The 23,138-nt window shown below is 72.0% G+C and carries 21 protein-coding genes; 14 read left to right on the top strand and 7 right to left on the bottom strand.

What is annotated here, in order from left to right:
• Nucleotides 1–45: 45 nt before the first annotated feature.
• Complete coding sequence (locus ACFQ2V_RS07645; protein WP_386052077.1) at nucleotides 46–1,251, bottom strand: MBL fold metallo-hydrolase; 1,206 nt, start codon at nucleotides 1,249–1,251, stop codon at nucleotides 46–48.
• A gap of 227 nt (nucleotides 1,252–1,478) precedes the next feature.
• Here ACFQ2V_RS07645 and ACFQ2V_RS07650 point away from each other — a divergent pair, with 227 nt between their 5' ends.
• From ACFQ2V_RS07650 to ACFQ2V_RS07670, 5 genes are all read left to right on the top strand, one after another.
• On the top strand, nucleotides 1,479–2,030 hold the full coding sequence (locus tag ACFQ2V_RS07650) for a toxin-antitoxin system HicB family antitoxin (protein WP_386052078.1): 552 nt from the start codon (nucleotides 1,479–1,481) through the stop codon (nucleotides 2,028–2,030).
• A gap of 88 nt (nucleotides 2,031–2,118) precedes the next feature.
• Nucleotides 2,119–2,985 carry a DUF4097 family beta strand repeat-containing protein gene (locus ACFQ2V_RS07655; RefSeq protein WP_386052079.1) on the top strand — a complete coding sequence of 289 codons (867 nt, stop codon included), beginning with the start codon at nucleotides 2,119–2,121 and terminating at the stop codon, nucleotides 2,983–2,985.
• Complete coding sequence (locus ACFQ2V_RS07660) at nucleotides 2,982–3,290, top strand: hypothetical protein (protein ID WP_386052080.1); 309 nt, start codon at nucleotides 2,982–2,984, stop codon at nucleotides 3,288–3,290. The genes ACFQ2V_RS07655 and ACFQ2V_RS07660 overlap by 4 nt, the downstream gene beginning before the upstream one ends.
• 88 nt (nucleotides 3,291–3,378) lie before the next feature.
• A complete protein-coding gene (locus tag ACFQ2V_RS07665; RefSeq protein WP_386052081.1) occupies nucleotides 3,379–4,002 on the top strand; it encodes an FMN-binding negative transcriptional regulator in 624 nt (207 codons plus the stop codon).
• Nucleotides 4,003–4,092: 90 nt separating this feature from the next.
• Nucleotides 4,093–4,407: a hypothetical protein gene (locus ACFQ2V_RS07670; protein ID WP_386052082.1), complete on the top strand. Its 315-nt coding sequence runs from the start codon at nucleotides 4,093–4,095 to the stop codon at nucleotides 4,405–4,407.
• A 6-nt stretch (nucleotides 4,408–4,413) separates the two neighbouring features.
• Here the strand turns inward: ACFQ2V_RS07670 and ACFQ2V_RS07675 are convergent, their stop codons facing one another.
• Both ACFQ2V_RS07675 and ACFQ2V_RS07680 read right to left on the bottom strand, forming a co-directional pair.
• Nucleotides 4,414–6,099, bottom strand: a complete 1,686-nt coding sequence (locus ACFQ2V_RS07675) for an FAD-dependent oxidoreductase (protein ID WP_386052083.1) — start codon at nucleotides 6,097–6,099, stop codon at nucleotides 4,414–4,416.
• A gap of 47 nt (nucleotides 6,100–6,146) precedes the next feature.
• Entirely contained in the window at nucleotides 6,147–8,249 is a 2,103-nt protein-coding gene (locus tag ACFQ2V_RS07680) for a glycogen debranching N-terminal domain-containing protein (protein WP_386052084.1), read from the bottom strand.
• 180 nt (nucleotides 8,250–8,429) lie between these two features.
• Here ACFQ2V_RS07680 and ACFQ2V_RS07685 point away from each other — a divergent pair, with 180 nt between their 5' ends.
• The 4 genes from ACFQ2V_RS07685 (at nucleotide 8,430) to ACFQ2V_RS07700 (ending at nucleotide 12,968) form a co-directional block, all read left to right on the top strand.
• On the top strand, nucleotides 8,430–9,512 hold the full coding sequence (locus tag ACFQ2V_RS07685; RefSeq protein ID WP_386052085.1) for a LacI family DNA-binding transcriptional regulator: 1,083 nt from the start codon (nucleotides 8,430–8,432) through the stop codon (nucleotides 9,510–9,512).
• 77 nt (nucleotides 9,513–9,589) lie between these two features.
• Nucleotides 9,590–10,840, top strand: a complete 1,251-nt coding sequence (locus ACFQ2V_RS07690) for a sugar ABC transporter substrate-binding protein (protein ID WP_386052086.1) — start codon at nucleotides 9,590–9,592, stop codon at nucleotides 10,838–10,840.
• 86 nt (nucleotides 10,841–10,926) lie between these two features.
• The gene (locus ACFQ2V_RS07695; RefSeq protein WP_386052087.1) at nucleotides 10,927–12,111 is read left to right on the top strand and encodes a carbohydrate ABC transporter permease; all 1,185 of its coding nucleotides are present in this window, start codon (nucleotides 10,927–10,929) and stop codon (nucleotides 12,109–12,111) included.
• Nucleotides 12,108–12,968: a carbohydrate ABC transporter permease gene (locus tag ACFQ2V_RS07700; RefSeq protein ID WP_386052088.1), complete on the top strand. Its 861-nt coding sequence runs from the start codon at nucleotides 12,108–12,110 to the stop codon at nucleotides 12,966–12,968. The genes ACFQ2V_RS07695 and ACFQ2V_RS07700 overlap by 4 nt, the downstream gene beginning before the upstream one ends.
• On the opposite strand, the gene ACFQ2V_RS07705 is transcribed toward ACFQ2V_RS07700, so the two are convergent.
• A complete protein-coding gene (locus ACFQ2V_RS07705; RefSeq protein ID WP_386052089.1) occupies nucleotides 12,958–13,770 on the bottom strand; it encodes a phosphatase PAP2 family protein in 813 nt (270 codons plus the stop codon). The two genes, ACFQ2V_RS07700 and ACFQ2V_RS07705, sit on opposite strands and share 11 nt — an antisense overlap.
• Before the next feature lie 129 nt (nucleotides 13,771–13,899).
• Entirely contained in the window at nucleotides 13,900–14,403 is a 504-nt protein-coding gene (locus tag ACFQ2V_RS07710) for a CAP domain-containing protein (RefSeq protein WP_386052090.1), read from the bottom strand.
• Between the two features lie 456 nt (nucleotides 14,404–14,859).
• Between ACFQ2V_RS07710 and ACFQ2V_RS07715 the strand changes: the two genes are divergently transcribed.
• Both ACFQ2V_RS07715 and ACFQ2V_RS07720 read left to right on the top strand, forming a co-directional pair.
• Entirely contained in the window at nucleotides 14,860–15,438 is a 579-nt protein-coding gene (locus ACFQ2V_RS07715) for a GNAT family N-acetyltransferase (RefSeq protein ID WP_386052091.1), read from the top strand.
• A gap of 10 nt (nucleotides 15,439–15,448) precedes the next feature.
• Nucleotides 15,449–16,036, top strand: a complete 588-nt coding sequence (locus ACFQ2V_RS07720) for a DNA-3-methyladenine glycosylase I (RefSeq protein ID WP_386052092.1) — start codon at nucleotides 15,449–15,451, stop codon at nucleotides 16,034–16,036.
• Nucleotides 16,037–16,054: 18 nt separating this feature from the next.
• Here ACFQ2V_RS07720 and ACFQ2V_RS07725 read toward each other — a convergent pair whose 3' ends face one another.
• Both ACFQ2V_RS07725 and ACFQ2V_RS07730 read right to left on the bottom strand, forming a co-directional pair.
• Nucleotides 16,055–17,611, bottom strand: coding sequence for a phytoene desaturase family protein (locus ACFQ2V_RS07725; RefSeq protein ID WP_386052093.1), 1,557 nt, complete (start codon nucleotides 17,609–17,611; stop codon nucleotides 16,055–16,057).
• 84 nt (nucleotides 17,612–17,695) lie between these two features.
• Entirely contained in the window at nucleotides 17,696–18,775 is a 1,080-nt protein-coding gene (locus ACFQ2V_RS07730; protein WP_386052094.1) for an SGNH/GDSL hydrolase family protein, read from the bottom strand.
• A gap of 250 nt (nucleotides 18,776–19,025) precedes the next feature.
• Here ACFQ2V_RS07730 and ACFQ2V_RS07735 point away from each other — a divergent pair, with 250 nt between their 5' ends.
• The 3 genes from ACFQ2V_RS07735 to ACFQ2V_RS07745 are packed head-to-tail and all read left to right on the top strand — an operon-like array spanning nucleotide 19,026 to nucleotide 23,125.
• The gene (locus tag ACFQ2V_RS07735; RefSeq protein ID WP_386052095.1) at nucleotides 19,026–19,727 is read left to right on the top strand and encodes a PH domain-containing protein; all 702 of its coding nucleotides are present in this window, start codon (nucleotides 19,026–19,028) and stop codon (nucleotides 19,725–19,727) included.
• A gap of 56 nt (nucleotides 19,728–19,783) precedes the next feature.
• Nucleotides 19,784–21,292, top strand: a complete 1,509-nt coding sequence (locus tag ACFQ2V_RS07740) for an MFS transporter (RefSeq protein WP_386052096.1) — start codon at nucleotides 19,784–19,786, stop codon at nucleotides 21,290–21,292.
• A gap of 60 nt (nucleotides 21,293–21,352) precedes the next feature.
• Nucleotides 21,353–23,125 carry an AMP-binding protein gene (locus tag ACFQ2V_RS07745; RefSeq protein ID WP_386052097.1) on the top strand — a complete coding sequence of 591 codons (1,773 nt, stop codon included), beginning with the start codon at nucleotides 21,353–21,355 and terminating at the stop codon, nucleotides 23,123–23,125.
• Nucleotides 23,126–23,138 lie beyond the last annotated feature (13 nt).

The raw sequence follows: 23,138 nt of genomic DNA on the forward strand, positions 1-23,138 counted from the left end.
CCGCCTGAGTTCCCCTGTGGAGATCCGGTGACGGCCGTGTGAACGTCAGTCGCGGTCGTCGGGGGCCGTGCAGACCTCCCACCACGGCTCGGCGTGGGCCTTGGCGACGGTCCTGGCGTCGCCCGTGGTCAGGTCGACGCGCTCGCCGACCAAGGGGAACGCGACGGGCACCCCGGCCTCGGCAGCGGCACGGCGCAACCGGCGTACGGGCTCGGCCCACCAGTGCATCGACAGGTTGAAGGTGGCCCAGTGCACGGGCACGAGCAGCGACTCGCGGGCCGCGGTGCGCACGGTGCGGGTGGTGTCGGTCGGCTCACCCTCCTCGTGCACGCCACCCGGCGTGTCGATGCGATGGTCCTGTGCGATGAACCGGTCGGCGACACCGGCTTCGTCTGCGACGAGCGCCTCCGCGTCGTCCCCGATGCGGTTGACGTCGCGGTGGGCGGCGAGGGCCTGCTCGGGGTCCATGTGGATGTCGGGCCAGAACGGGTCGTAGGCGCCGACGGGCATGATCGTGAGGTCGAAGGGGCCGAGGTCGGCGCCGATGGCGGCGAAGCACTTCGACGTGCCGGAGTCACCGGGGAAGTAGGCCGAGTGGGCAGGACCGCGCAGGGCCCAGCCGGCCCAGAGGGTCTGGCTGTCGACGAGGCCGCGGCCGGAGTTGTGGCGAGCCTCGGTGCAGGTCAGCCGTATGCCGGCCACCTCGGTCTCGCCGCGCCAGTCGAGCGCGGTGATGCGCTCGCGCGGCACACCCCACGCGAGCAGGTGCGCGTTGACGCCGAGCGGCACGACGTAGTGGGGACGGTGGGTCTGCTCGAGCCGGACGATCGACGGCTGGTCGAGGTGGTCGTAGTGGTCGTGGCTGACGAGCACGGCGTCGATGCTCGGCAGGTCGGCGATCGAGCCCGGCACCGGGTGGGCGCGCCGGGGTCCCACGTGCCGCACCGGCGAGACGCGCTCACTGAACACGGGGTCGATGAGGAACCGTGCGCCGTCGATCTCGAGGACGGTGGTCGCGTGGCCGTACCAGGTGAGCGCGAGCTCACCGGGGTGCTGCGGGGGGTCGGCCGGCACCACGGGCGCCGTGCCCACCGGCTCACCGCGGCCGTGCACGCGCATCATGGCGAGCAGGGCGCTCGTCTGGGCCTTGATCCTCGGGCGCAGTGAGGGCTCCTGGCCCTCGAACCGCCGGTTCTTGAAGTTCGGGGAGTCCTGGACGAAGGGGAGGATCGCGGCCGGGGAAGCGCCCATCCGATGCATGACACGGATGAACTGGCGGGACCGGGTGCGTGACGAGGCCTTCTCGATGGCGTGCGAGAGGGCTCTGACGGACGGGCGGTCAGACGTGCCGAGACTGCGCATCGGTGACCTTTCGAGGGGTGTGCGAGGTGAGGAGGGGCTGTGGCAACGTACCCGCGCCGCGGTTCGTCGTCAGCATGGTGTTGACGTGACACCACAGTGGTGTCATAGTGATGCGCATGGACATCACCGAGTACGTCGACGCACTGCGTCGGGATCTCGCCCGGGCGGCCAGGGCGATGGGTCCGGAGACCGAGCAGGCCGCCGAGCGCATCGGCTTCGCCCTGGAGTCGTCGGCTCGCCTGGCCCTCATGGACGCCCTGTCGCACGCGGCGGCCGAGATCACCAACGAGCTCGACGGCACGTCGGTCGAGGTTCGGCTCCAGGGCCGAGAGCCCGTCTTCGTCGTCGTCGGCTCCGGCCCGGCCGCGCTGGCCCACGACACGCAGGCCGTCCGCACGGATGACACCACTGCGATGTCACCCGAGGACGAAGGGCCCGAGACCGCCCGCATCACGCTCCGTCTTCCCGAGGTCCTCAAGACCCGGGCCGAGGAGCTCGCGACGAGCCGCGGCCAGTCGCTCAACACCTGGATCGTCAACGCGGTCCGGGCGGCGACGTCGTCGGGCATCACCGTCAACATCGGCGCCCAGCTCGGCCCCCAGTTCGGGCCCGGCGCGCCGGGACGCAACCGCTCCTCCAACAAGCGGGTCCAGGGCTGGGTCCGCTGACCGGGCTCGCAACCGAGCCGGCACGCGACCCCGCCGTCACCTGAGACCTGCCCCCACGGCATACGCACTCCTCGAGACAGGACACCCCATGAGCACCAGCTTCGAGACCCGGTTCGACACGACCGGGCCGATCAACCTCAAGGTCGAGCTCCTCGTCGGCGACGTCACGCTGACGGCAGGCGAGGCCCCGACCACCACGGTCCGGCTCGTCCCCCGCGGCCGCGGCGGCACCGAGATGGCCGAGAAGTTCACCGTCGAGGCGCACGGCAACGACGTCGTCGTCATCGCGCCGAAGCGTGAGAGCTTCTTCGCCTTCGGCAGCAAGGGCTCGGTCGACGTCGAGATCGAGCTGCCGACGAGCAGCACGGTCGAGGCCAAGACCGGCGCCGGCGACATCGCGGCCACCGGCCTGCTCGGCGACGTGCGGGTCAGCACGGGCGCCGGCGACCTCGGCTTCCACGAGGTCGGCTCGGCCCACCTCAAGTCCGGCTCCGGCGACCTGACCCTCCAGTCGTCCCGCGGCGACGTCAACGCCAAGACCGGTTCGGGCGACGTCTCCATCGGCTCGGCCGGTGGCCGTCTCGACCTCATCTCCGGCAGTGGCGACATCACGATCCGGCGCACCGACGCCGGCGTCAAGGCCCGCACCGGCTCCGGCGACCTCCACATCGACGCGAGCACCGGTGACCTCGAGCTCATGACCGGCACCGGCGACGTCGTGCTCGGGGCCGTGCACGGCGGTCAGGTCCAGGCCAAGACCGGCACGGGCGACGTCAGCATCGGCATCGCGAACGGCGTCGCGACCTACCTCGACCTCAACAGCGTCACGGGCGATGTCGACGTCGACCTCGAGAGCACCGACGGCCCCGGCGACTCCGAGGCCCGCGCAAGCCTTTCCGTCAACTCCGGCAGCGGTGACATCCGCGTCAAGCGAGCGAAAGTGAGCCTGTCATGAGCACCTACAGCAGCACCCTCGGCAGCACCCTCGGCAGCACCGTCAGCCTGTCTCCCCAGGAGGCGCTCGCCCGCGAGCTCATCGTCGAGCGGGTCGCCGCCCGGCCCCATGCGCCCAGGGCCGCGCGCGTGCGCCCCAGCGTCCGGGCCGCGCTCTTGCTGCGCGACATCGCCGAGCGGCTCGACCCGTCAGCCGCCCGGCCGGCCACCACTGACGCGCCCAGGCCGCCGCACGAGGGCAGCCCCCGCCCGTGGTCGGCGCAGCAGCGACCGGGCGGCCGCCGGGTCCCGCACCGCCACAGCTGAGGACCCTCCTCGACGGAGCCCGCCGCACCCTCCCTGCGGCGGGCTCCGCGCTGTCGGCTGAGCACTGGCGGCGTGCGACGATCAAGGCATGTACGTCCCCAAGGACTTCGTCATGGCCGGGCCGGAGCTGCACGACTTCCTCGACGCGCAGGCATCCGCCCACCTCGTCACGGTCGGCCCCGACGGGCGCCCCGACGCGACCCTCCTGCCGATCATCGTCGACGGCGACCGGGTGCTCGGCCACCTCGGGCGCAAGAACCAGCAGTGGGCGCGCATCGCGCCCGGGTCGCCGGGGCTCGTCGTGGTGTCGGGGGCCGAGGCGTACATCTCCCCGAGCTGGTACGCCGCGAAGGCCGAGCACGGGCGCGTGGTGCCCACCTGGAACTACACCGAGGTGCAGCTGCGTGGCGCGGTGACGGTGCACGACGACCCCGACTGGGTGCTCGACGTCGTCACGCGGCTCACCGAGCGCCACGAGTCGCACCGCGAGAGGCGCTGGCACGTGGGTGACGCGCCCGAGAAGTACCTCCGCGGACAGCTGCTCGGGATCGTCGGCGTCGAGATGGTGGTCGAGTCGGTGGAGGGCAAGGCCAAGCTCGGGCAGAACCGCTCGGACGCCGACCGGGCGGGCGCGGTCGACGGCCTGCGGCAGGAGCCGGGCGTCCACTCGCACGTCGTGGCCGATGCGATGCAGGCGACGCTCGGGCGCTGAGCCGACCGCGGGCGTCATCGTGGCGCAATGCTTGCCGAACGCATTCGGCCAGCACAGACAGTGCACAGGCACCGGCCCGAGGCTCGAGTCATGGACACGACACCACTCCCCGATCGCCCCGTCCCGCCCATGTCACGCGGGGGCTACCGCAGCTCCCTGCGCCGCGGCCTCCGTGCCGCCGGTGCGGCTGTCGCCGTGGCATTCGTCGGCACGGCTGCCCTCGGCGCCGGCCAGGCGCACGCCGCCGGGGTCGCCGGCGGGCTCACGCCCGTGAGGTCGGCGACCCAGCCGGCACCCCCGCCTCACCCGCACCGGGACGACGCAGCCCATCCGGCGAACCTGCCGCCGGCGTCGACCTCCGCCTACCGCTACTCGTTCCGCGACGGTCAGCTCATCGAGCTCTGACTGGTGTCACCGGCTCGGGTCGAGCCACGCGTGCACGAGCGGCACCACCGAGGCGCCCTCGCCGCTGGCCGCCGCCACGCGCTTCATCGAACCAGCACGGATGTCACCGGCGGCGAAGACGCCCGGCACCGTCGTCTCGAGGCTCTCGGGAGGCAGGCCGTCGCGCCACTGGTCCTGCGGCACGTCGCGACCGGTGAGCACGAAGCCGTGCTCGTCGCGGGCGACCTCCTCGGGCAGCCAGCCGCAGTGGGGTGCCGCGCCGATGAGCAGGAACAGCCCCCGGCAGTCGCGCCGGGTCTCGCTGCCGTCGCGGACGTCGCGCGTCGTGACCCAGCCGAGTCGCCCGTCGTCGCCCGCGCCGCCCTCGACGACCTCGCAGCAGGGTTGGACCGTGATGCGCGGGTTGTAGCGGATCTCGCCGACGAGGTAGTCGGACATCGTCTCGGCGAGGCTCTCGCGGCGTACGAGGATCGTCACCGACCGGGCGAAGCGGGCGAGGTGGATCGCGGCCTGCCCCGCGGAGTTGCCGCCGCCCACGACGATGACGTCGGCGCCCTCCATCTCACGCGCGGCCGTCATGGCGCTGCCGTAGTGCACGCCGAGCCCGACGAGCCGCTCGATGCCGGGCGCGTCGAGCCGGCGGTACTTCACTCCGGCGGACACGACGACGGCGCGGGCGCGCACGTCGCCGCCCTCGGTGCAGAGGCGGTGCGGCTCGGGGTTGCCGTCGTCGTCGACACCGCCGGCGACGAACGACGTGACCGGCCAGCCGGTGAAGAACTGTGTGCCGAAGCGGATGGCCTGGTTGCGCGCCCGCTGGGCGAGGCGCATACCGCTGATGCCCCGCGGGAAGCCCAGGTAGTTGCGGATCATCGACGACGTGCCGGCCTGTCCGCCAACGGCTTCCGCCTCGAGGACCACCGTCGAGAGCCCCTCCGACGACGCGTAGACGGCGGCCGCGAGACCTGCGGGTCCGGCCCCGACGATCGCGACGTCGACGACGCGGTCGACGTCGACGTCGGCCGGCCTGCCGTAGATCCGCGAGGCGACGTCGCGCACGCTCCTCGCGCTGCCGACCCGCTTGGCCATGTCCATGACGAGCGGGAACTCGGGCTCACCGCCCTCTGCCGCGAGCAGCTGCAGCACGTGCTGCCCCTTCTCGCTGTCGGGGGCGTAGACGCGGTTGGGCATGCCCATCCGGTCGAGGTAGTCGCGGATGCCGAGCGTGAGGGCGTCCTCGACGGGAGAGACGATGGCGACCGCCACGACCTCCGGCTCGGCGACGGTCGAGCCCCAGTCGGACAGCAGCTCGCAGATGGCCGTGTGGAACTCCTCGTCGCGGGCGCCGCGCGGCATGAGCAGGTACGCGTCGTACTTGCCCTTGGCCATGCCGCCACGCAGGCGCTCGGCGTCCTCGCGGAAGGTCGACACGTGCGCGGCGATGACGCGGCGGGCGGTCGGCACCGTCTGCCGCCACCAGTGGAAGGCCTGGTGCACGTCGCCGTCCGGCAGGCGCGACTCGGTGACGAACATGGCCACCTGCCCGCCCTCGGCGACGACGCGCTTGGCGGCCTGCTTCGCCTCGTGCGCCGACCTGGCCGTCGGCAGCTCGTAATCGCGCGCGTATCGGCCGAACTCGTCGAGCAGCTGCTCGCAGCGGGTCTCGGACACCAGGATGATCGCCGGCTTCACCCTGTCGATCCTAGGAGCGGCGGCCCCGAGTGGGTATGCCGTCGAGCTCAGTCGGCGACCACGGTGACGTCGGCGGGCGCCGAGAGCACCTCGAGGTCGCCGTCGTCGGACACCGCGAGGTCGACCCGCTGCCCGCAGAACCGCAGCCCCTCGACGCGGAAGGCGCCGTAGGGCGACGGGCGCACCGGCGAGAGGCGCAGCGTGCGGGTGGCCGCGTCGGGCCGGGGGCGCAGGGCCACCGACAGGAGCGCGACCGCCGACGCAGCGGACCACGCCTGCGGCCGGCACGACGCCGGGTAGGGCGTCGGGGCGCCGGCGAGCGCAGCCCCCGAGTAGAGCTCGGGCCAGCGGTAGCCGAAGGCCTCTGCGGACGACAGCAGGGTGCGGGCCACGGCGCCGGCCTCGATGCCGAAACCCTCACGGGACAAGCCGATTGCCGTGATCGCGGTGTCGTGCGTCCAGATGGAGCCGGTGTGGTAGCCGATGGGGTTGAAGCCGCCGTTGCCGGTGCCGAAGGTGCGCACGCCGAAGTCGTCGAGCAGCTCGGGCCCGGTCACGGTGGCGGCGACCTGCCGGGCCTCGTCGGGGCGAAGGGCCGACGTGCCGAGGACATGGCCCATGTTCGAGCCGAGGCCGTCGACCGCGCGCCCGGCGCCGTCGAGGGCGATGGCGAGGTGGCGGCCGGCGTCCGTGTCGACCCAGAACCGCTCGCGCAGGCGCTGCTGGAGGGCGGTCGCCTGCGCCTCGAGGACGTCGGCGCCGGGGACCTCGAGAGCGCGGTGGAGGCGGGCGGCAGAGCGGAGCGCCTCGACGGCATACGCCTGGGCCTCGACGAGCGCGATGGGGGCGTCGGCGACGGTGCCGTCACGCCAGCGGATGGAGTCGCCGGAGTCCTTCCAGCCCTGGTTGGCGAGGCCGGTGCCCGACGTGTCGATGTACTTGAGCAGGCCGTCGTCGGGCTGCCCGTCGCCGGTGAGCCAGCCGACCGCGGCGCGCAGGGCAGGCAGGAGGGTCCGCGCGCGCTCGAGGGGGAGCCCCCAGTCGACGGCCTCGGCGAGCAGGCAGACCCACAGGGCGGTCGCGTCGACCGTGCCGTAGTAGACCTGCGGCAGCGTCATGCCGGAGTTCTTGTCGCGGTAGACGTGGCGCCGGAGCTCGTGCGGGATCTTGCCCGGGGCCTCACCGGTGGCCGGGTCGTGCGAGGTGCCCTGCCGGCGGGCGAGCGTTCGGAGCGTGCCCTCGGCGAGCTCGGTGCCGAGGGGGAGGAGCAGTCGGGCGGTCCAGATGGAGTCGCGGCCGAAGAGGGTCAGGTACCAAGGGGTTCCGGCAGCTGCGAACACGTCGGCGGGCGACGCGGGGTCGCGGAGCACGAGGTGGCGCAGGTCGTCGAGGCCGTGGTGGACGGTGCGGCCCAGGCGGTGGTCGCGGGCGGTGACGCGCACGTCGTCCCACTGCACGGCGTCGGCCCCGGGGTCGGCGTCGAAGGCGGACGCCTGCTGCCGCTGGGTGGTCACGCGGAGGCAGAGCGAGGCGGTGGAGCCGGGCTCGACGACGAGGGTGGCGCCGAGGATGACCGTGCCGTCCGCTCCCGCCTCGACGCTCGCCTCGGAGCCGACCGGCAGGCCCTCGAGGGCGAGCGTCGTGCGGTGCCACTCGTCCTCGAGCACCGCGCGGCCGTCGACGACGGTGGCGGACGTGGCCGGTCCGGTGAGCCGCCCCGACTTGACGGCGCCGATGTCGAGGCCGTCGCCGCCGACGACGAGTCGCACCGGTGCGTGCACCGTCTGCGCCGCGCGTGAGGTGACGGCGACCTGCTCGGTCAGGGTGCGACCACCGTCCGAGAGCAGGCGCCGCGAGCGCAGGACCTCGACGGTGGGGTCGGGCCCGGGGTTGCCGAGGCCGCGCGCCGAGCCGGCGTACTCCGCCGAGGCACCCGAGGCGCGCTCTGCGACGAAGGCCGGCGCCTCGCCGGCGACCTCGAGGCGGAGCGTGCCGAGGATGCGGCGGTCGTCGACGTAGAGCCCCTGGCTCGTGCCCGGGAGCACGTCGCCCGACCGGTCGGCGAGGACGGTCGCGTTGCCGTCGACGACGATGGACAGCTCGTGCAGCCAGGGCTGGCGAGGGGGGAGCGACGCGTCGCGCTCGGTCACCGAGGGGCCTTCCGTCGAGCGGGATGGGGGTGTCGGGAGCGCCGTCGGCGCCGACCCAACCTGTCACGGAACGGTCAAGCATGCTTGACCAATTCGGGCAGACAAGAGCATGCTCCCTCTCGTATGAACGTTCAAGTCCACCGGACTTGCCGGTTTTGAACGATCAACTCGCTGGACTGGATGGGCTCGACCGCAAAGGAGCGTGGAGTGCAGGCCGAGGAGTCGCGTGGTGCCCGGACGACGATCGTCGACGTCGCCGTGGCGGCGGGCGTGTCGCGCCAGACGGTGAGCAACGCGCTCAACCGGCCGCACAAGGTCGCGCCCGACACGCTCGAGCGCGTGCTGCGGGAGGTCGAGCGGCTCCGCTTCACGCCCCACGCGTCGGCCCAGCAGCTGCGTCGGCAGCGCGCCTCGGCCTTCGGCTTCGAGGTCAACCCCTCGGGCCACCGCCGGCTCGGGCACATCCTCGACGAGTTCCTCGTCGAGCTGACGGTCTCGGCCCCGGCCCACGCGAGCCACCTGCTCGCCTTCGCGCCGGACCCCGACGACGTCATCGCCGGCTACCGGCAGACCCTCGCCAGCGGGCTCGTCGACGGCTTCGTCCTCGCAGACACCCGCCACGCCGACCCGCGGCCCCAGTGGCTCATCGAGCACGGCGTGCCGTTCGTGTCGTTCGGCCGGGTCTGGGACCGCCCCGAGCTCACGCGCTGGGTCGACGTCGACGGCCACGCCGGCGTGCTCGGCGCAGTGCGCCACCTCGCCGCCTCCGGCTACGAGCAGATCGGCTGGCTGGGATGGCCCTCCGGTTCTCCCGTCGGCGACGACCGCCGCCGGGGCTGGGCCGACGGTCTCGCCGAGCTCGGCGTCACGGGGGAGGCCCCGACCGCCGAGTCGGTGCAGGACCTCGACGAGGCGACCGGCGCTGCCGAGCGCCTGCTCGACCGGCTCGGGACCGACGCCGCGATCGTCTGCGCCTCCGACCTGCTCGCCCTCGGCGCGCTGAGGGCCGTGCGCAACCACGGTCTCGAGCCGGGTCGTGACGTCGGTGTCGTCGGCTTCGACGACACCGACGTCGCAGCCGCCATGCAGCTCACGAGCGTGCACCAGCCCGTCGCCGAGGCCGCCCGCACCGCCTGGGACCTGCTCGTCGACCCTGAGTCCACCTCGGCCCCCGTGCTCCTCGAGCCCACCCTCACCGTGCGGGCCTCCAGCATCCGCGAAACCTCCGATGCGGACTCCTCCGCCGTCCTCGACCCACCGTGAAGCAAGCGCGGTTCCACGACGACCCACACGGCATACGCCGCACGTCACGCCCCCACCACCCGAAACAGGAGACATCGATGTCACGCAAGACCACCACGGCCGCCGCAGCGGCCTGCCTCACCGGAGCGCTCATCCTGAGCGCGTGCGGCGGGGGCGGCTTCAGCGGTGGCAACAGCGCCCCGCAGGCCACGTCGAAGGGCCCGGTCAAGCTCACCGTCATGATCGGCAGCTCGGGAGACGCCGAGACCAATGCGGTCAAGAAGGCCACCGAGGCGTGGGCCAAGAAGACCGGCAACACGGTCGAGGTCATCGCCGCCTCCGACCTCGGGCAGCAGCTGGGTCAGGCCTTCGCCTCGACGACGCCGCCCGACGTCTTCTACACCGACGCCTCCAAGGTCGGCACCTTCGCCAAGGCGGGCAACCTCTACGCGTACGGCGACCAGGTCAAGGACGCAGGGTTCCTGCCGACCCTCGTCAAGACCTTCACCTATGACGACAAGTTCTACTGCGCGCCCAAGGACTACTCGACCCTCGCGCTCGAGATCAACACCGACCTGTGGAGCAAGGCAGGGCTCACCGACGCCGACATCCCCAAGGACTGGGCCGGTCTCGAGGCGGCGGCCAAGAAGCTGACGTCGGGCAAGGTGACCGGCCTCGTCATCGGCAACGACATCAACCGCAGCGGCGCCTTCATCAAGCAGGCCGGCGGGTGGATCGTCTCCGAGGACGGCAAGACGATGACGGCTGACAGCGCGCCCGCCAAGGCGGGTCTCGCGGAGGTCCAGAAGATGATGAAGGACGGAGTCCTCAAGTTCAGCTCCGACACCTCCCCGGCCACCGGCTGGGGCGGCGAGGCGCTGGGCAAGGGTGTGGCCGCCATGACCATCGAGGGCAACTGGATCAGCGGCGCCAAGAAGGACTTCCCCGACCTCAAGTACAAGGTCGTCGAGCTGCCGGCGGGCCCCGCCGGCAAGGGCACCCTGCTCTTCAGCAACTGCTGGGGCATCGCCGCCAAGTCGCCCAACCAGGCGCAGTCCGTCGACCTCGTGAAGTCGCTCATCACGACCGACCAGCAGATGGCCTTCGCCGACGCCTTCGGCGTCATGCCCTCCACCGAGGAGGGCGCGAAGGCCTTCGCGGCGAAGTTCCCGGACCAGCAGGCCTTCGTGGCCGGCGGTCAGTACGCCCAGGGCCCGGTCAACCTGCCCGGCTTCGACGAGGTCATGACGAAGTTCAACTCGCAGCTGGCCACTCTCGGCAAGGGCGGCGACCCCAACGCGTGGCTGACCGAGCTGCAGAAGAACGGCACCGCGGCTCTCTCCGGCTGACACCCAGCCCTGGCGTCCGCCTGCCGCACCGCGCGGCGGGCGGACGCCACCCTCCCTGTTCGGTCACCGATCCCCAGGAGCTCTCCATGGCATCCATCGACGGACGTCCACAGGACGACGTCACGGCCTCCGGCGCGCGAGCCGGCCAGGTCGCCTCGGTCTCCAGCGGCGCTCCGACCGGTCAGGCCGGCGCACCGGGGGCCCGACGCGCTCCGCGTCGCGGACACGGCGGCATACGCGGCCGTGAAGGCATCGCGGGCTGGACCTTCGTCGCCCCGATGATCATCATCCTCGGGCTCTTCCTCGTCATCCCGATCGGGATGGCGCTGTGGGTGAGCTTCACCAACTGGCAAGGCAACACCAGTCCCTTCGTGGTCGGGCAGGGCACCGACGTCGTGGGGCTGAAGAACTACACCGACCTCTTCGCACGGGACGGCCTGACCCGCGACAACTTCATGCAGTCGATCGGCAACACCTTCTACTACGTGCTGCTCGTCGTGCCGCTTCAGACGGTCCTCGCGCTCGGGCTCGCCCTGCTCCTCAACAACACGATGCTGAAGGGTCGCAGCTTCTTCCGCACGGCCTTCTACTTCCCGTCGGTGACGAGCTCGATCGCCATCGCGACGGTCTTCCTCTTCCTCTTCTCCAACACCGGCGCCGTCAACGCCTTCCTCGGCTTCTTCGGCATCGACGGGCCGCAGTGGTTCAGCGACAGCCGCGGCCTGCTGCACCTCGCCTTCAACGCGGTCGGGGTCGACAACCCCGACTGGGCGCAGGGCGAGATCTTCGGCCGCAGCCTCTGGGAGTGGCTCTCCGGACCGTCGGTCGCGATGTTCGTCATCATCTTCCTCGTCATCTGGACGACGTCGGGCACCTTCATGCTGATGTTCATCGCGGCGCTGCAGGACCTGCCCGTCGAGATCGACGAGGCGGCGGCCCTCGACGGCACGACGCGCTGGCAGAAGCTGCGGCACGTGACCCTGCCGATGATCAAGCCGGCGCTCTTCCTCGTCATCACGCTCGGGATCATCGGCACGTGGCAGGTCTTCGACCAGATCTACGTCATGGGCAAGGGTGCCCCCGCAGGCACGACGCTGAGCCCGGCGTTCCTCTCGTACCAGCAGAGCTTCGGCAACTTCCGCTACGGCTCGGGCGCGGCCATGGCCTTCGTCGTCTTCGTCATCATCATCGTCCTGACGCGGCTGCAGCGCCACGTGCTGACCGACAAGGACGAACGCAAGCCCCTCTTCCGACTCGGAGGCCGCAAGTGAGCGAACGCCGGTCCAACCCCGTCAAGACGATCCTGCTCTATGCCGCGCTGCTCGCCTTCGCAGTGCTGTTCATCTACCCGTTCCTCATCCAGATCTCGACCTCGTTCAAGACCGACCCCGACGCGGCGAACAACCCGTTGTCACTCGTGCCGAACCCCGCCACCACCCAGGTGTGGCAGCGGATCTTCGGTCAGACCGGCGACTCCTCGGTGCCCGTCACCACGTGGGTCCAGAACTCCGTCATCGTGACGCTCGTCGTCACGGCCGGGCGCGTCTTCCTCGACTCCCTCGCCGGGTACGCCCTGTCGCGGCTGCGGTTCCGGGGCCGCAACGCGGTCTTCGCAGCCCTGCTCGCCGTGATGGCGGTGCCCGGCGTGGCCCTGCTCATCCCGAAGTTCCTCATGGTCAACTACCTCGGGATCTACGACACCTACACCGCGATGATCCTGCCCCTCGTCGTCGACGCCGCAGGCGTCTTCATCATGAAGCAGTTCTTCGACTCGGTGCCGGTCTCGATCGAGGAGGCGGCCCGGATGGACGGCGCGAGCATCTTCCGCACGTTCTGGTCGGTGGTGCTACCGATGGCCAAGCCGGCGCTCATCACCCTGACCATCCTGTCGTTCCAGGGCTCGTGGAACGAGTTCTCGCACTTCCTCGTGGTGACCAAGGGCACGCCCGAGCACCAGACCCTCGTGACCGGCCTGGCGAGCATGACGAGCGGACAGCTGGGCGCCGGCACGCAGTATCCGCTCAAGCTCGGCACCGCCCTGCTGGCGACGATCCCGGTCGCGCTGCTCTTCTTCGCACTCCAGCGCTACTTCATCCGAGGAGCGAACGAGGGAGGCGTCAAGGGGTGACCGCCTCCGCCATCGCCTCACGGTGCTGGCGGAGCGTGAGCCAGAGCCGGTGGGCGGTGATGACCACGAGCGCCCACGCAAGGCCGATGAGCCAACCGGCGACGACGTCGGTGAGCCAGTGGTGGCCGAGGAACACCCGCGACAGGCCCATTGCGACGACGAAGACCGTCGCCACCGTGATGCTGACGACCCGCTGCCAGGTGGCGGTCGTCTGGATGAGCACGAGGTAGGCCACCACCGTCGTCAGGACGGTCGCGTTGAGGGTGTGCCCACTGGGAAAGCTCGGCGAGATCTCCAGGGGAGGCACGGCCAGCGCCGCCGGCGGTCGGGCGCGGTCGACGAAGTCCTTGCCGACGATGGTCATCGCGATCGACCCCGCTGCGGCGACGACCGCGAGGACGACGGGGGTCCAGCGGCGCCGTCGCCAGGTGACGAGGGCGACCGCGGCGGCCGCCAGGATCGGCATCCCGACCGGGCCGCCGACGTCGGTGAAGGCGGTGACGGCCGAGTCGAGGCCGGGGGAGCGGAGGTGGACCGCCGCGTCGAGCACCGGTTGGTCGATCGCCGCGAGGGACCTGTTCTCGGCGACGCTCTCGTAGACCGACTCGATCCCCTCGACGAGCCCGACCATAACGAGGATGGCGATCGCGGCGAAGACGACGAAGGCCAGGTGGGCCGACGACCACTGCACGGTGCGGGTCGTCATGGCCACGAGCCAGCGGCCGAACCGGGTGTGCCACGACGTGAGGTCGCGGGTGCCGATCGTGTCGTCGGGAGTGGGCGGCCGGCCGGGTAGGGGCATGCGTACATCCTCGCCCACGGGCGGCCGACGTCCGTGCAGCGCACCGGCGCGCGCGGGGCGTGTTCACGGCACGCACGCGGGGGTCACCGACGCGCCGCCCCTTCTGAGTCGCGAGTGCTGTGCTCGGGCTCAGCCGCCGAAGTCCTGCGTCCAGTAGGCGCCGTAGGGGCCGCCGCTGGCGTAGCCGACGCCGATGGCCTTGTAGCTGCAGTTGAGGATGTTGGCCCTGTGGCCGGGACTCTTCATCCAGGCGGCCATGACGCTCGATGGGGTGCGGTAGCCGGCGGCGATGTTCTCGCCGAGCCGCGTGCCCGTGTAGCCCTGCGCCCGGATCCGCTGCACGAAGGTGCGCCCGTCCAGCGAGGTGTGCGAGAAGTAGCGGCGCTTCGCCATGTCGGCCGAGTGGGCCTGCGCCGCCCGAGCGAGCCGCGCGTCGGAGACGAGCGCCCGGCACCCGACCTTCGCGCGCTGGGCGTTGACGAGCTGGACCACCTGCTGCTGGTACGTGAGGGCCGCGTTCGCCGGCGCCGCCACGGTCGCGAGCGGGGCCCCGGCGAGCACCGCGGTCAGTCCTGCGAGCACCACCGGACGGGTGCGGCGGGCCCGGGTGGTCGGAGCGGGCGTCGTCTTCATGGTGCCTCCGGCGGGATGTGGCTCGGTCGTCTGCCGTCCCGCCACGGTAGGCCCGTACTCACCCGTACGCCCATGAAACCGACAAAAAGGGCAGGTGGAGGGCGCGCGTCAGCCGTAGCGGTCCCGGTGCTCCGCCCGCGACGAACGTGTAGGCCTCCTCCTGCTCCACGGCGTCCCAGGCCGCCTTGAAGATGCGGGCGGCCCGGCTTTCTCCGGGTCCTCGGGCCCGCGGGGCAGCTCGCGTCGGCCGTGCGAGCCGGTCCGGCCTTGCCGGTCCGCCGGCACCGGACGGCCGTACTTCCTCCCACGCGGTAGAGCTCCGGGTGGGCGCGCAGGTCGAGGGCCGAGAGGTCGAGCCCCTCGTACGGGTCCGCAGGTGGCGTCACACCATCACCATTCCCTCGCGGGCAGCCGCCCTGTCGTGCCGCTGTCGGCCCGGCTGGCTAGCGTGCTGCCATGACCCTCGAGGTGCGCCCCGCCACGCTCGACCGCTTCGACGACGTCGCCACGATGCTCGGGCCGAAGAACCCCGCGAGCACCGTCTGCTGGTGCCTGAGCCACCGCCTCGACTCGAGGACGAGCCGGCAGCTCCTCGGCGCCGCCCGGGGCGAGTACGTCCGAGACCTCTGCAGTCGCGCCGTCGCGCCGGGCGTGCTCGCCTACGACGGCGACGAGGTCGTCGGCTGGGCAGCGGTCGCGCCTCGCTCCGAGCTGCCCCTCGCGCGCTCGAAGCTGATCCCGCACGTCGACGACCTCCCGGTCTGGTCGATCTGGTGCATCCGCGTGCGACCCGGCCACCGGCGCCGTGGCATCTCGCACCTGCTCCTCGAGGGAGCCGTCGACTACGCGCGTGCGCACGGTGCTCCCGCCGTGGAGGGCTACCCCGTCGACAACCGCGGCGAGAAGGTCGACCTCACGATGGCCTACGTCGGCACCCGCGGGCTCTTCGAGCGCGCCGGCTTCACCAAGGCCGCCGACACCGACTCCGTCTCGGGCGGCTTCCCCCGCGTCGTGATGCGCCTGGCGCTGTCCTAGGGTCGGCGCCATGACGGTCGTTGGAGCAGACGGGCTGGCCCGCCCCACCTGGGCCTCGGTCGACCCGCTCCTCATGGAGTACTACGACACCGAGTGGGGCATGCCGATCCGTGACGAGCGCGGCCTCTACGAGCGCATCTGCCTCGAGGGCTTCCAGTCCGGGCTCTCGTGGGCGACGATCCTGCGCAAGCGCCCGAACTTCCGCGCCGCCTTCGCCGACTTCGACCCCGACGCCGTCGCGGCCTTCACCGAGCGCGACGTCGAGCGGCTGCTCGGTGACGCCGGCATCATCCGTCACCGGGGCAAGATCCGGGCCACGATCACCAACGCCCGAGCGACCATCGCGCTGCGCGACGAGGGCGGCCTCGTCGACTTCGTCTGGTCGTTCCATCCCCACGACACACCGCGCCCCGACACGCACGCCGACGTCCCGACCGTCTCCGACGAGAGCAAGGCGCTGTCGAAGGCCTTGCGCAAGAAGGGTTTCGCGTTCGTCGGGCCGACCACCATGTACGCCCTCATGGAGGCCGTCGGCATCGTCGACACCCACCTGCTCTCCAGCCACCGCCGCGGCAGCTCCGGCGTCTGGCCCGACTGAGGCGAGCCTCGACCCGGGTCAGCCGAGGATCGCCCTGGCGGCGTTGTGGCCGGGGATGGCGCTGACGCCGCCACCGCGCCGGGCGCCCGCGCCGCCGAGCAGCACGTTCGCGTATGCCGTCTCGACGCCCCACGTGCCCACCTCGGAGTCCCGCTCGGCCCACGGCCACTGCAGCGAGCGGTGGAAGATGTTGCCGCCCGGCAGCCCCACGGACTGCTCGAGGTCGACCGGGCTCTTCACCTCGATGCACGGGTTGCCGTCCGTGTCGCGGGCCAGCACCGACTCGATGGGCTCCGCGAGAACCGAGTCGAGCGAGCGGATGGTCGCGAGCAGCGCCTCCTTGGTGGCCGTCTCGTTGTCCTCTCGGAAGAGCCGTGCCGGAAGGTGCAGCCCGAAGAGCGTCAGCGTGTGGGCCTCGGTCGAGGCGAGCTCCGGGCCGAGGATCGAGCGGTCCGACAGCGTGTGGCAGTAGATCTCGCACGGCGGAAGGTCGGGGATGCGCCCGTCGCGCGCGACGGCATACGTCTGCTCGAGCTGGCTGTAGCCCTCGTTGATGTGGAAGGTGCCGGCGAAGGCGGCGGCCGGGTCGACGGAGGCATCGCGCAGGCGGGGAAGGCGCGTGAGCAGCATGTTGACCTTGAGCTGCGCGCCCTCGACCTCCGCCTCGGTCTCGATGGGTTCGGCCCCCGACGCCGCGAGCAGCCTGTTGAGCACCGTGGGTGCGCAGCCTGCGACGAGCGAGCCACCGACCGCGCTACCGCTGCCGGCGGACCCGCCGGCCCACGCCACCTCGCCCGTCGACGGGTCGACCGATGTCACCTCCGCGCCCGTCACGATGGTCGCGCCGGCCGAGACCGCTGCTGCCGCAAGGGAGTCCGTGAGGGCGCCCATGCCTCCGACCGGCACGTCCCAGTCGCCGGTGCCGCCCCCGATGAGGTGGTAGAGGAGGCAGACGTTCTGGCGAAGGTCGGCCTCGCCGACCGAGGCGAAGGTGCCGATGAGGGCGTCGGTGGCGATGATGCCGCGCAGCGTGTCGTCGGAGGTCACCGACTCGATGAGCTCGCCGACGGGTCGCGTCGTCAGGGCGTCGAAGAGGGCGGCGTCGTCGGCGAGCGCCCGGACGTCGTCGCGCGACCGCAGCGGCTGCAGCACCGTCGGGAAGACCCGCTCGGCCACGCGGCGCATGCGCGCGTAGAAGTCGGTCCACCCGGCATACGCCTCGTCGCCGCCCGTCAGCGCACGGAACGCCGCCCGCGTCGCTGACTCGTCGGCGTTGTCGACGAGCAGTCCTCGGGCGGGGTCGGCCGGAACCGGAGTGTAGGAGGAGAAGCGCCGCCGGGTGAGCTGCAGGTCGAGGTCGAGGTCGGTGAGCACCTGCCGCGGGAGCAGCGAGACGAGGTAGGAGTAGCGCGACAGGCGGGCATCGACCCCGGCGAAGGCGCGGGCCGAGACGGCAGCGCCGCCCACCCGGTCCGAACGCTCGAGGAGGAGGACGGTCCTTCCCGCGCGGGCCAGGTAGGCGGCGGCCGTGAGGCCGTTGTGTCCGGCCCCGATGATGATGTCGTCGTAGCGCACCCGGTCAGACTAGGTGGCCCGACCGGGCTGCGCCCGACGACCTCATCACGACTTCATCGCGACGTCACACCACATCACCCGGCGTCATCGCGCCCCCGCGGCCTGGCGCTGCGACCACGTGCGGTCGGCGGCGTCGATGCTCGCGCGGCTGCGCAGGTCGACCCCGGCCCGCTTGGCCGCCCCCTTCGCCTCGGGCGTCGTGAGGTCGGGCGCGACGAACCGCTCCGGCGCGATGGTGCGGTCGGCGGCGGCATACCTCCTGTTGCCCCCCGCGATGGCGTCGGCGGAGTAGGTGGCGCTGCCGCTCCCCGTGGCGAGGGTGACGCCGAAGGCGGGCTTCGTCACGACGGCATACCCGTCGCGGTGGCCGGCGACGTTGGGGTGGTAGCTCTCGCTGACCGGGCTGGAGAGGCCGTTGAGCCACTCGGGGCTGTCGCAGACCGCGTGCCCGACGAACTTCGAGGTGGGGTTGACGAAGGCGAACCCCCGCGCGGCGGCCGCGCTCGACGTGCGCGAGTTGAGCAGGTCGGCCGTCGCGTTGAGCCGCGACTCCTCCGTCGGCGAGAACCACGTGAAGGCGTTGCAGTCCTCGCCGTTGAAGATGCGCGGGTAGCCGACGACGATGACCTTCGCGTTCGGCGCCTTGGTGCGGATCGAGGAGTAGAGCGTCGAGAGGCGCCCCGGCAGCGTGTTGTTGATGATGCTCTGCGCGCCGTCGATCGCGCCGTTGCAGTTGCTCATCCAGGCCGGCTGCGCGCACTCGGTGAGCACGTCGGCGAAGCCGGCGTCGTTGCCGCCCACCGAGATCGTCACGTATGCCGTCGAGCTCGAGAGCGCCGACAGCTGGGTGTTCGTCACGTCGGCGACGGTCGCGCCCGAGCAGGCGCGGAAGGTGAGCGCCAGGCCCAAGGAGGCGGCGTCGAGTGAGGGGTAGGCGTAGACGGACCGCTGGCACGAGGTGCCGTCGCTGATGTAGCTGCGGGTGCCGGTGCCCGACGAGTACGAGTCACCGAGGGCGACGTAGGACCCGCCGGCGGCCGCCGCAGGCGAGCCGAGCCCAACGGCGGCGCCGACGCCGATGAGACCGGTGAGGCTGGCGGCGACCGCACGCCTGCGACCGGGGGAGCTGGTGGGGCTTGAGGACCTGACGGGCTTGCTCTTCACGACACACTCCTTTGTGGGTGGAAGGCTGATGACGCCGAGCACTGCAGAGCCATGCGAAAGGGCGCCGACCCCGCTGGTGTGCTGCGGGTCACACGTCCCGTACCGGACAGTAAGGCCCCGCGGTCGAGCCCGCGAGCCGAAGTCGACGCGCCGCCGGTGCGGGGCCGCCATCCACGCGTCGACGGCCTAGGCTGGCGGTGCACCGTGGTTCCGGAGGCCCGAGCGGGCTTCAGCGACAGGAGGATCGACGATGGGCTTCCCCGAGAACGTGCTGGCCAAGGGCGAGAAGGTCGAGCGCGACCTGCACCCGCACTGGCTCACCGTGGTGGTGCCGACGATCTTCGGGGTGCTGCTGGCCGCGGCCTGCATCGCGATCGCCGTCGTCACCCCCGACGACACCGCCGGCAACCGCATCCAGTGGATCGCGGTCATCGTGCTCGTGCTCGTCGCGATCCCCGCCGTCGTCGTGCCCTACATGCGCTGGCGCACGACGCACTACGTCATCACGTCGCACCGCGTCATGGTGCGCCGCGGCATCCTCACCAAGAACGGCAAGGACATCACGCTCTCGAAGATCACCGACGTGAGCTTCCAGCAGACCGTGCTCGACCGGCTCATCAGGTCGGGGTCCCTGCACATCGAGTCGGCCGGCGACAGCCCCGACGAGAACCTCGCGAACATCCCGCGCAGCAACGAGGTCCAGCAGCTCATCAACAGGCTGATCGACGAGGACGACCTGCGCCGGCGTCGGCACGGCAGCGGGGTTGTCGACGACGGCTACGACGACGGCTCCTACGAGCAGGACTACGGGCAGGGCCACGGGCAGGGCTCAGGACCCGACGACACGACCGTCGTCCGCCAGGGGCGTCGCGACCCGGGCGACCGTCCAGAGCTGGCCGAGGAGCGGCGCCGCCGACCGCGCGACGTGGAGGACGGCCGCGACCCGTCCTGAGCGAGTCCCGTGCCCCGCTTGACCTCGAGCGGACTTGAGGTTGCACGCTCTCGGGCGTGACCCACGAAGCGATCGCAGAACCCACCCGGACCACGGACGACGCACCACGCCTGCTCTCGCGCACCCACGCGCCCGTGGCACTCGGTGTCGTCGCCCTCGTGACCCTCGGTGCCTTCGAGAACCGGGCCGTCTCGACGGCCCTGCCCAGCGTCCTCGACGAGCTCCATGCCGTGACGAGCTACGGGGTCGTGACCGCAGCCCCGCTCGCCACCTACCTCGTGTCGCTGGCGGCCGCCGGGTGGTGGGCGGACCGCCACGGCCCGGCGCCCGTGCTCCGCGTCGGCGTCCTCGCCTTCCTCGCCGGCCTGCTCGCGACGGCCACCGCGGGGGCCCTGCCGCAGCTCGTCGCCGGTCGGCTGCTCGGAGGGCTGGCCGAAGGGCTGCTCGACGTCGGCGTCATGGTGCTCGTGGCACGCGCACTGGATCCACGGCTGCGCCCGCGGGTCATGGCGCTGTTCGCGGCAGCCTGGGTACTGCCCTCGGTGCTCGGGCCGGCCGTCACCGGAGCGGTCACCGAGGCCGTCGGCTGGCGCTGGGTCTTCGCCGCCGGCCCGTGCGTGCTCGTGCCCGTCTGGCTCGCCCTGCGGCCCGCCGTCGCAGCGTCCGGGGCGTACGAGTCGTCCGAGGCGTCCGGGGCGTACGAGTCGTCCGAGTTGTCCGGGGACACGACCCGCCTCACGCCGCGTCCCCTGCGCCTCGTGCTGCCGTGGGCGCTGTTGGCCGCCACGGCTCTCGTCGCTCTCAGCGTCGTCGCCGAGCGGCCCCTGGCAGGCTCCGGTGCCGAGGGACCGACGTCGGGCGCGCCCGGTGCGGGCCCGTTCGGTCCGGTGCCTCCCGTCCTCGTCCTCGCGACCTCCCTCGCAGCCCTCGCGCTCGCGGCGCGGCGCCTGCTGCCCGAGGGGTCCCTGCGTGCCGCCTGCGGGATCGGCGGGGTCGTGGCCCTCCGCGGGCTCCTCAGCGCCGCCTTCATGGGAGTCGGCGCGTTCCTCCCGCTCGTGCTCACGGTGCTGCGCCACCACGGCGCCCTGACCGCGGGGATCAGCCTCAGCATCACCGGGGTCGCGTGGTCGGCCGGCTCGGCCGTGCAGAGCCGGCTCACGCACCGGCCGATGCTCCTGCTGCGTCTCGGCTTCGGCCTGCTCACCGCCGGCCTGGCCACGACGAGCCTCATCGTCTGGGCTGACGCGCCGACCGCGGTCGGGCTGACGGGCTGGACCGTGGCGGGTCTGGGCATCGGACTGACGTCGAGCACCCTCTCGGTGCTGACCATGGGAGCGTCCGAGGACGCCGAGCAGGGACTCAACAACGCCGGTGGCCAGATGGCCGCCTCGATGGCGAGCGCCGTCTTCCTCGCCGTCGCAGGCGGTGTCATCGGGTGGTTCGGCACGCCGTCGCGTGAGGCGTTCGGCGTCATCAGCGGCCTCGCCGTGTCGCTGGGCGTCCTCGCCCTGGTTGTCACCGGCCGCGCCCGCTGCGCCGTCGACGTCACCGTTCGAGGAGCCTGATCGCGGATCTGCCGGGGCCGTCCCTTCTGGGACGGGCGCTCGCGTGGCAAGGTCGGTCCCATGAGCCTCCCGAGCGACGACACGACCGGACCCCTGGACCCGACGGCCGCCTACCGTGCGGCGCGCGACCAGCTGCTCGAGCTGCGGGGCGACCATGCCCGGGCCGTGCGGGAGTTCACCTTCCCCGACGTCGGCGACCGGTGGAACTGGGCCGTCGACTGGTTCGACGCGATCGCGCGCGGCAACGACGGGCCCGCGCTGACGATCGTCGAGGAGGACGAGTCCGCGGCGACGGTCAGCTTCGACGACATGGCGACTCGGTCGGACCGTGTCGCGTCATGGCTCGGCTCGCTCGGCATCGGCCGGGGAGACTCCGTCGTGCTCATGCTCGGCAACCAGGTCGAGCTGTGGGAGACCATGCTCGCCGTCATGAAGCTCGGCGCCGTGATCGTGCCGACGACCACCGCCGTCGGACCGGGCGATCTCGCCGACCGGATCGAACGGGTCGAGGCGCGCGCCGTCGTCACGAACGCGACGGAGGTGCACAAGCTCGACGACGTGCCCGGCGACTTCGTACGCGTCGCCGTCGGCAGCGACGCGGCCGGCGGCGCGCTCGAGGGCTGGCACGCGTACGCCGACGCCCACGCGTCCGACGCCGGCCCGGTGCCGCACCCGGGCACCGGGCCGGACGACCGGCTCCTGCTCTACTTCACGTCGGGCACGACGAGCCGCCCCAAGCTCGTCGAGCACACGCAGCGCTCCTACCCGGTCGGCCACCTCACGACCACGTACTGGATCGGCCTCCAGCCCGGCGACGTCCACCTCAACATCAGCAGCCCCGGCTGGGCGAAGCACGCGTGGTCCTCCTTCTTCGCACCGTGGATCGGCGAGGCGACGATCTTCGTCTACAACTACGCCCGCTTCGACGCCGCCGCCCTGCTCCGCGTCCTGCGCGAGCACGAGGTCACGTCCATGTGTGCGCCGCCGACCGTGTGGCGGATGCTCATCAAGAGCGACCTGTCGGGCGGTTCGGGCGCCCTCCGCGAGGTCATCGGAGCCGGCGAGCCGCTCAACCCCGAGGTCATCGCGCAGGTCGAGAAGGCGTGGGGCCTGACGATCCGCGACGGCTACGGCCAGACCGAGATGACGCTGTCGGTGGGCAACACGCCGGGCTCGGTGGTGAAGCCGGGGTCGATGGGTCGCCCGCTCCCCGGCTACCCCGTCGTGGTCGTCGACCCGGTGACGAACGAGCTCGTCACCGAAGCCGCTTCGGACGGCAACCGCGAGGGCGAGCTCTGTCTCGACCTCTCGCACCGGCCCGTCCCGCTCATGACCGGCTACCTCGGCGACGAGCAGCGCAACGCCGACGCGATGGCCGGCGGTTTCTACCACACCGGCGACGTCGCGTCGGTCGACGCCGAGGGCTACATCTCGTTCGTCGGGCGCACCGATGACGTGTTCAAGGCGAGCGACTACAAGATCAGCCCGTTCGAGGTCGAGTCGGTGCTCATCGAGCACCCCGCCGTCGCCGAGGCGGCGGTCGTCCCCGCACCCGACCCGGTGCGCCTGGCGGTGCCCAAGGCGTACATCGCCCTGGCGCCGGGCCACGAGCCCGGCGAGGAGGTCGCGCGCTCGATCCTCGCCCATGCCCGCGAAAAGCTCGCGCCCTGGCAGCGGGTGCGCCGCATCGAGTTCTTCGAGCTGCCGAAGACGATCTCGGGCAAGATCCGCCGGGTCGAGCTTCGCGGCCGCGAGCGCGACCTCGAGGCGCTCGGCGGCAGCCAGCCCGACCTGGAGTGGCGCGACGACCAGTTCCCCGACCTCAAGGGGTGACGCTCAAGGGGTG

The organism is Terrabacter terrigena (genome assembly GCF_042676085.1).
GTDB classification, from domain to species: domain Bacteria; phylum Actinomycetota; class Actinomycetes; order Actinomycetales; family Dermatophilaceae; genus Terrabacter; species Terrabacter terrigena.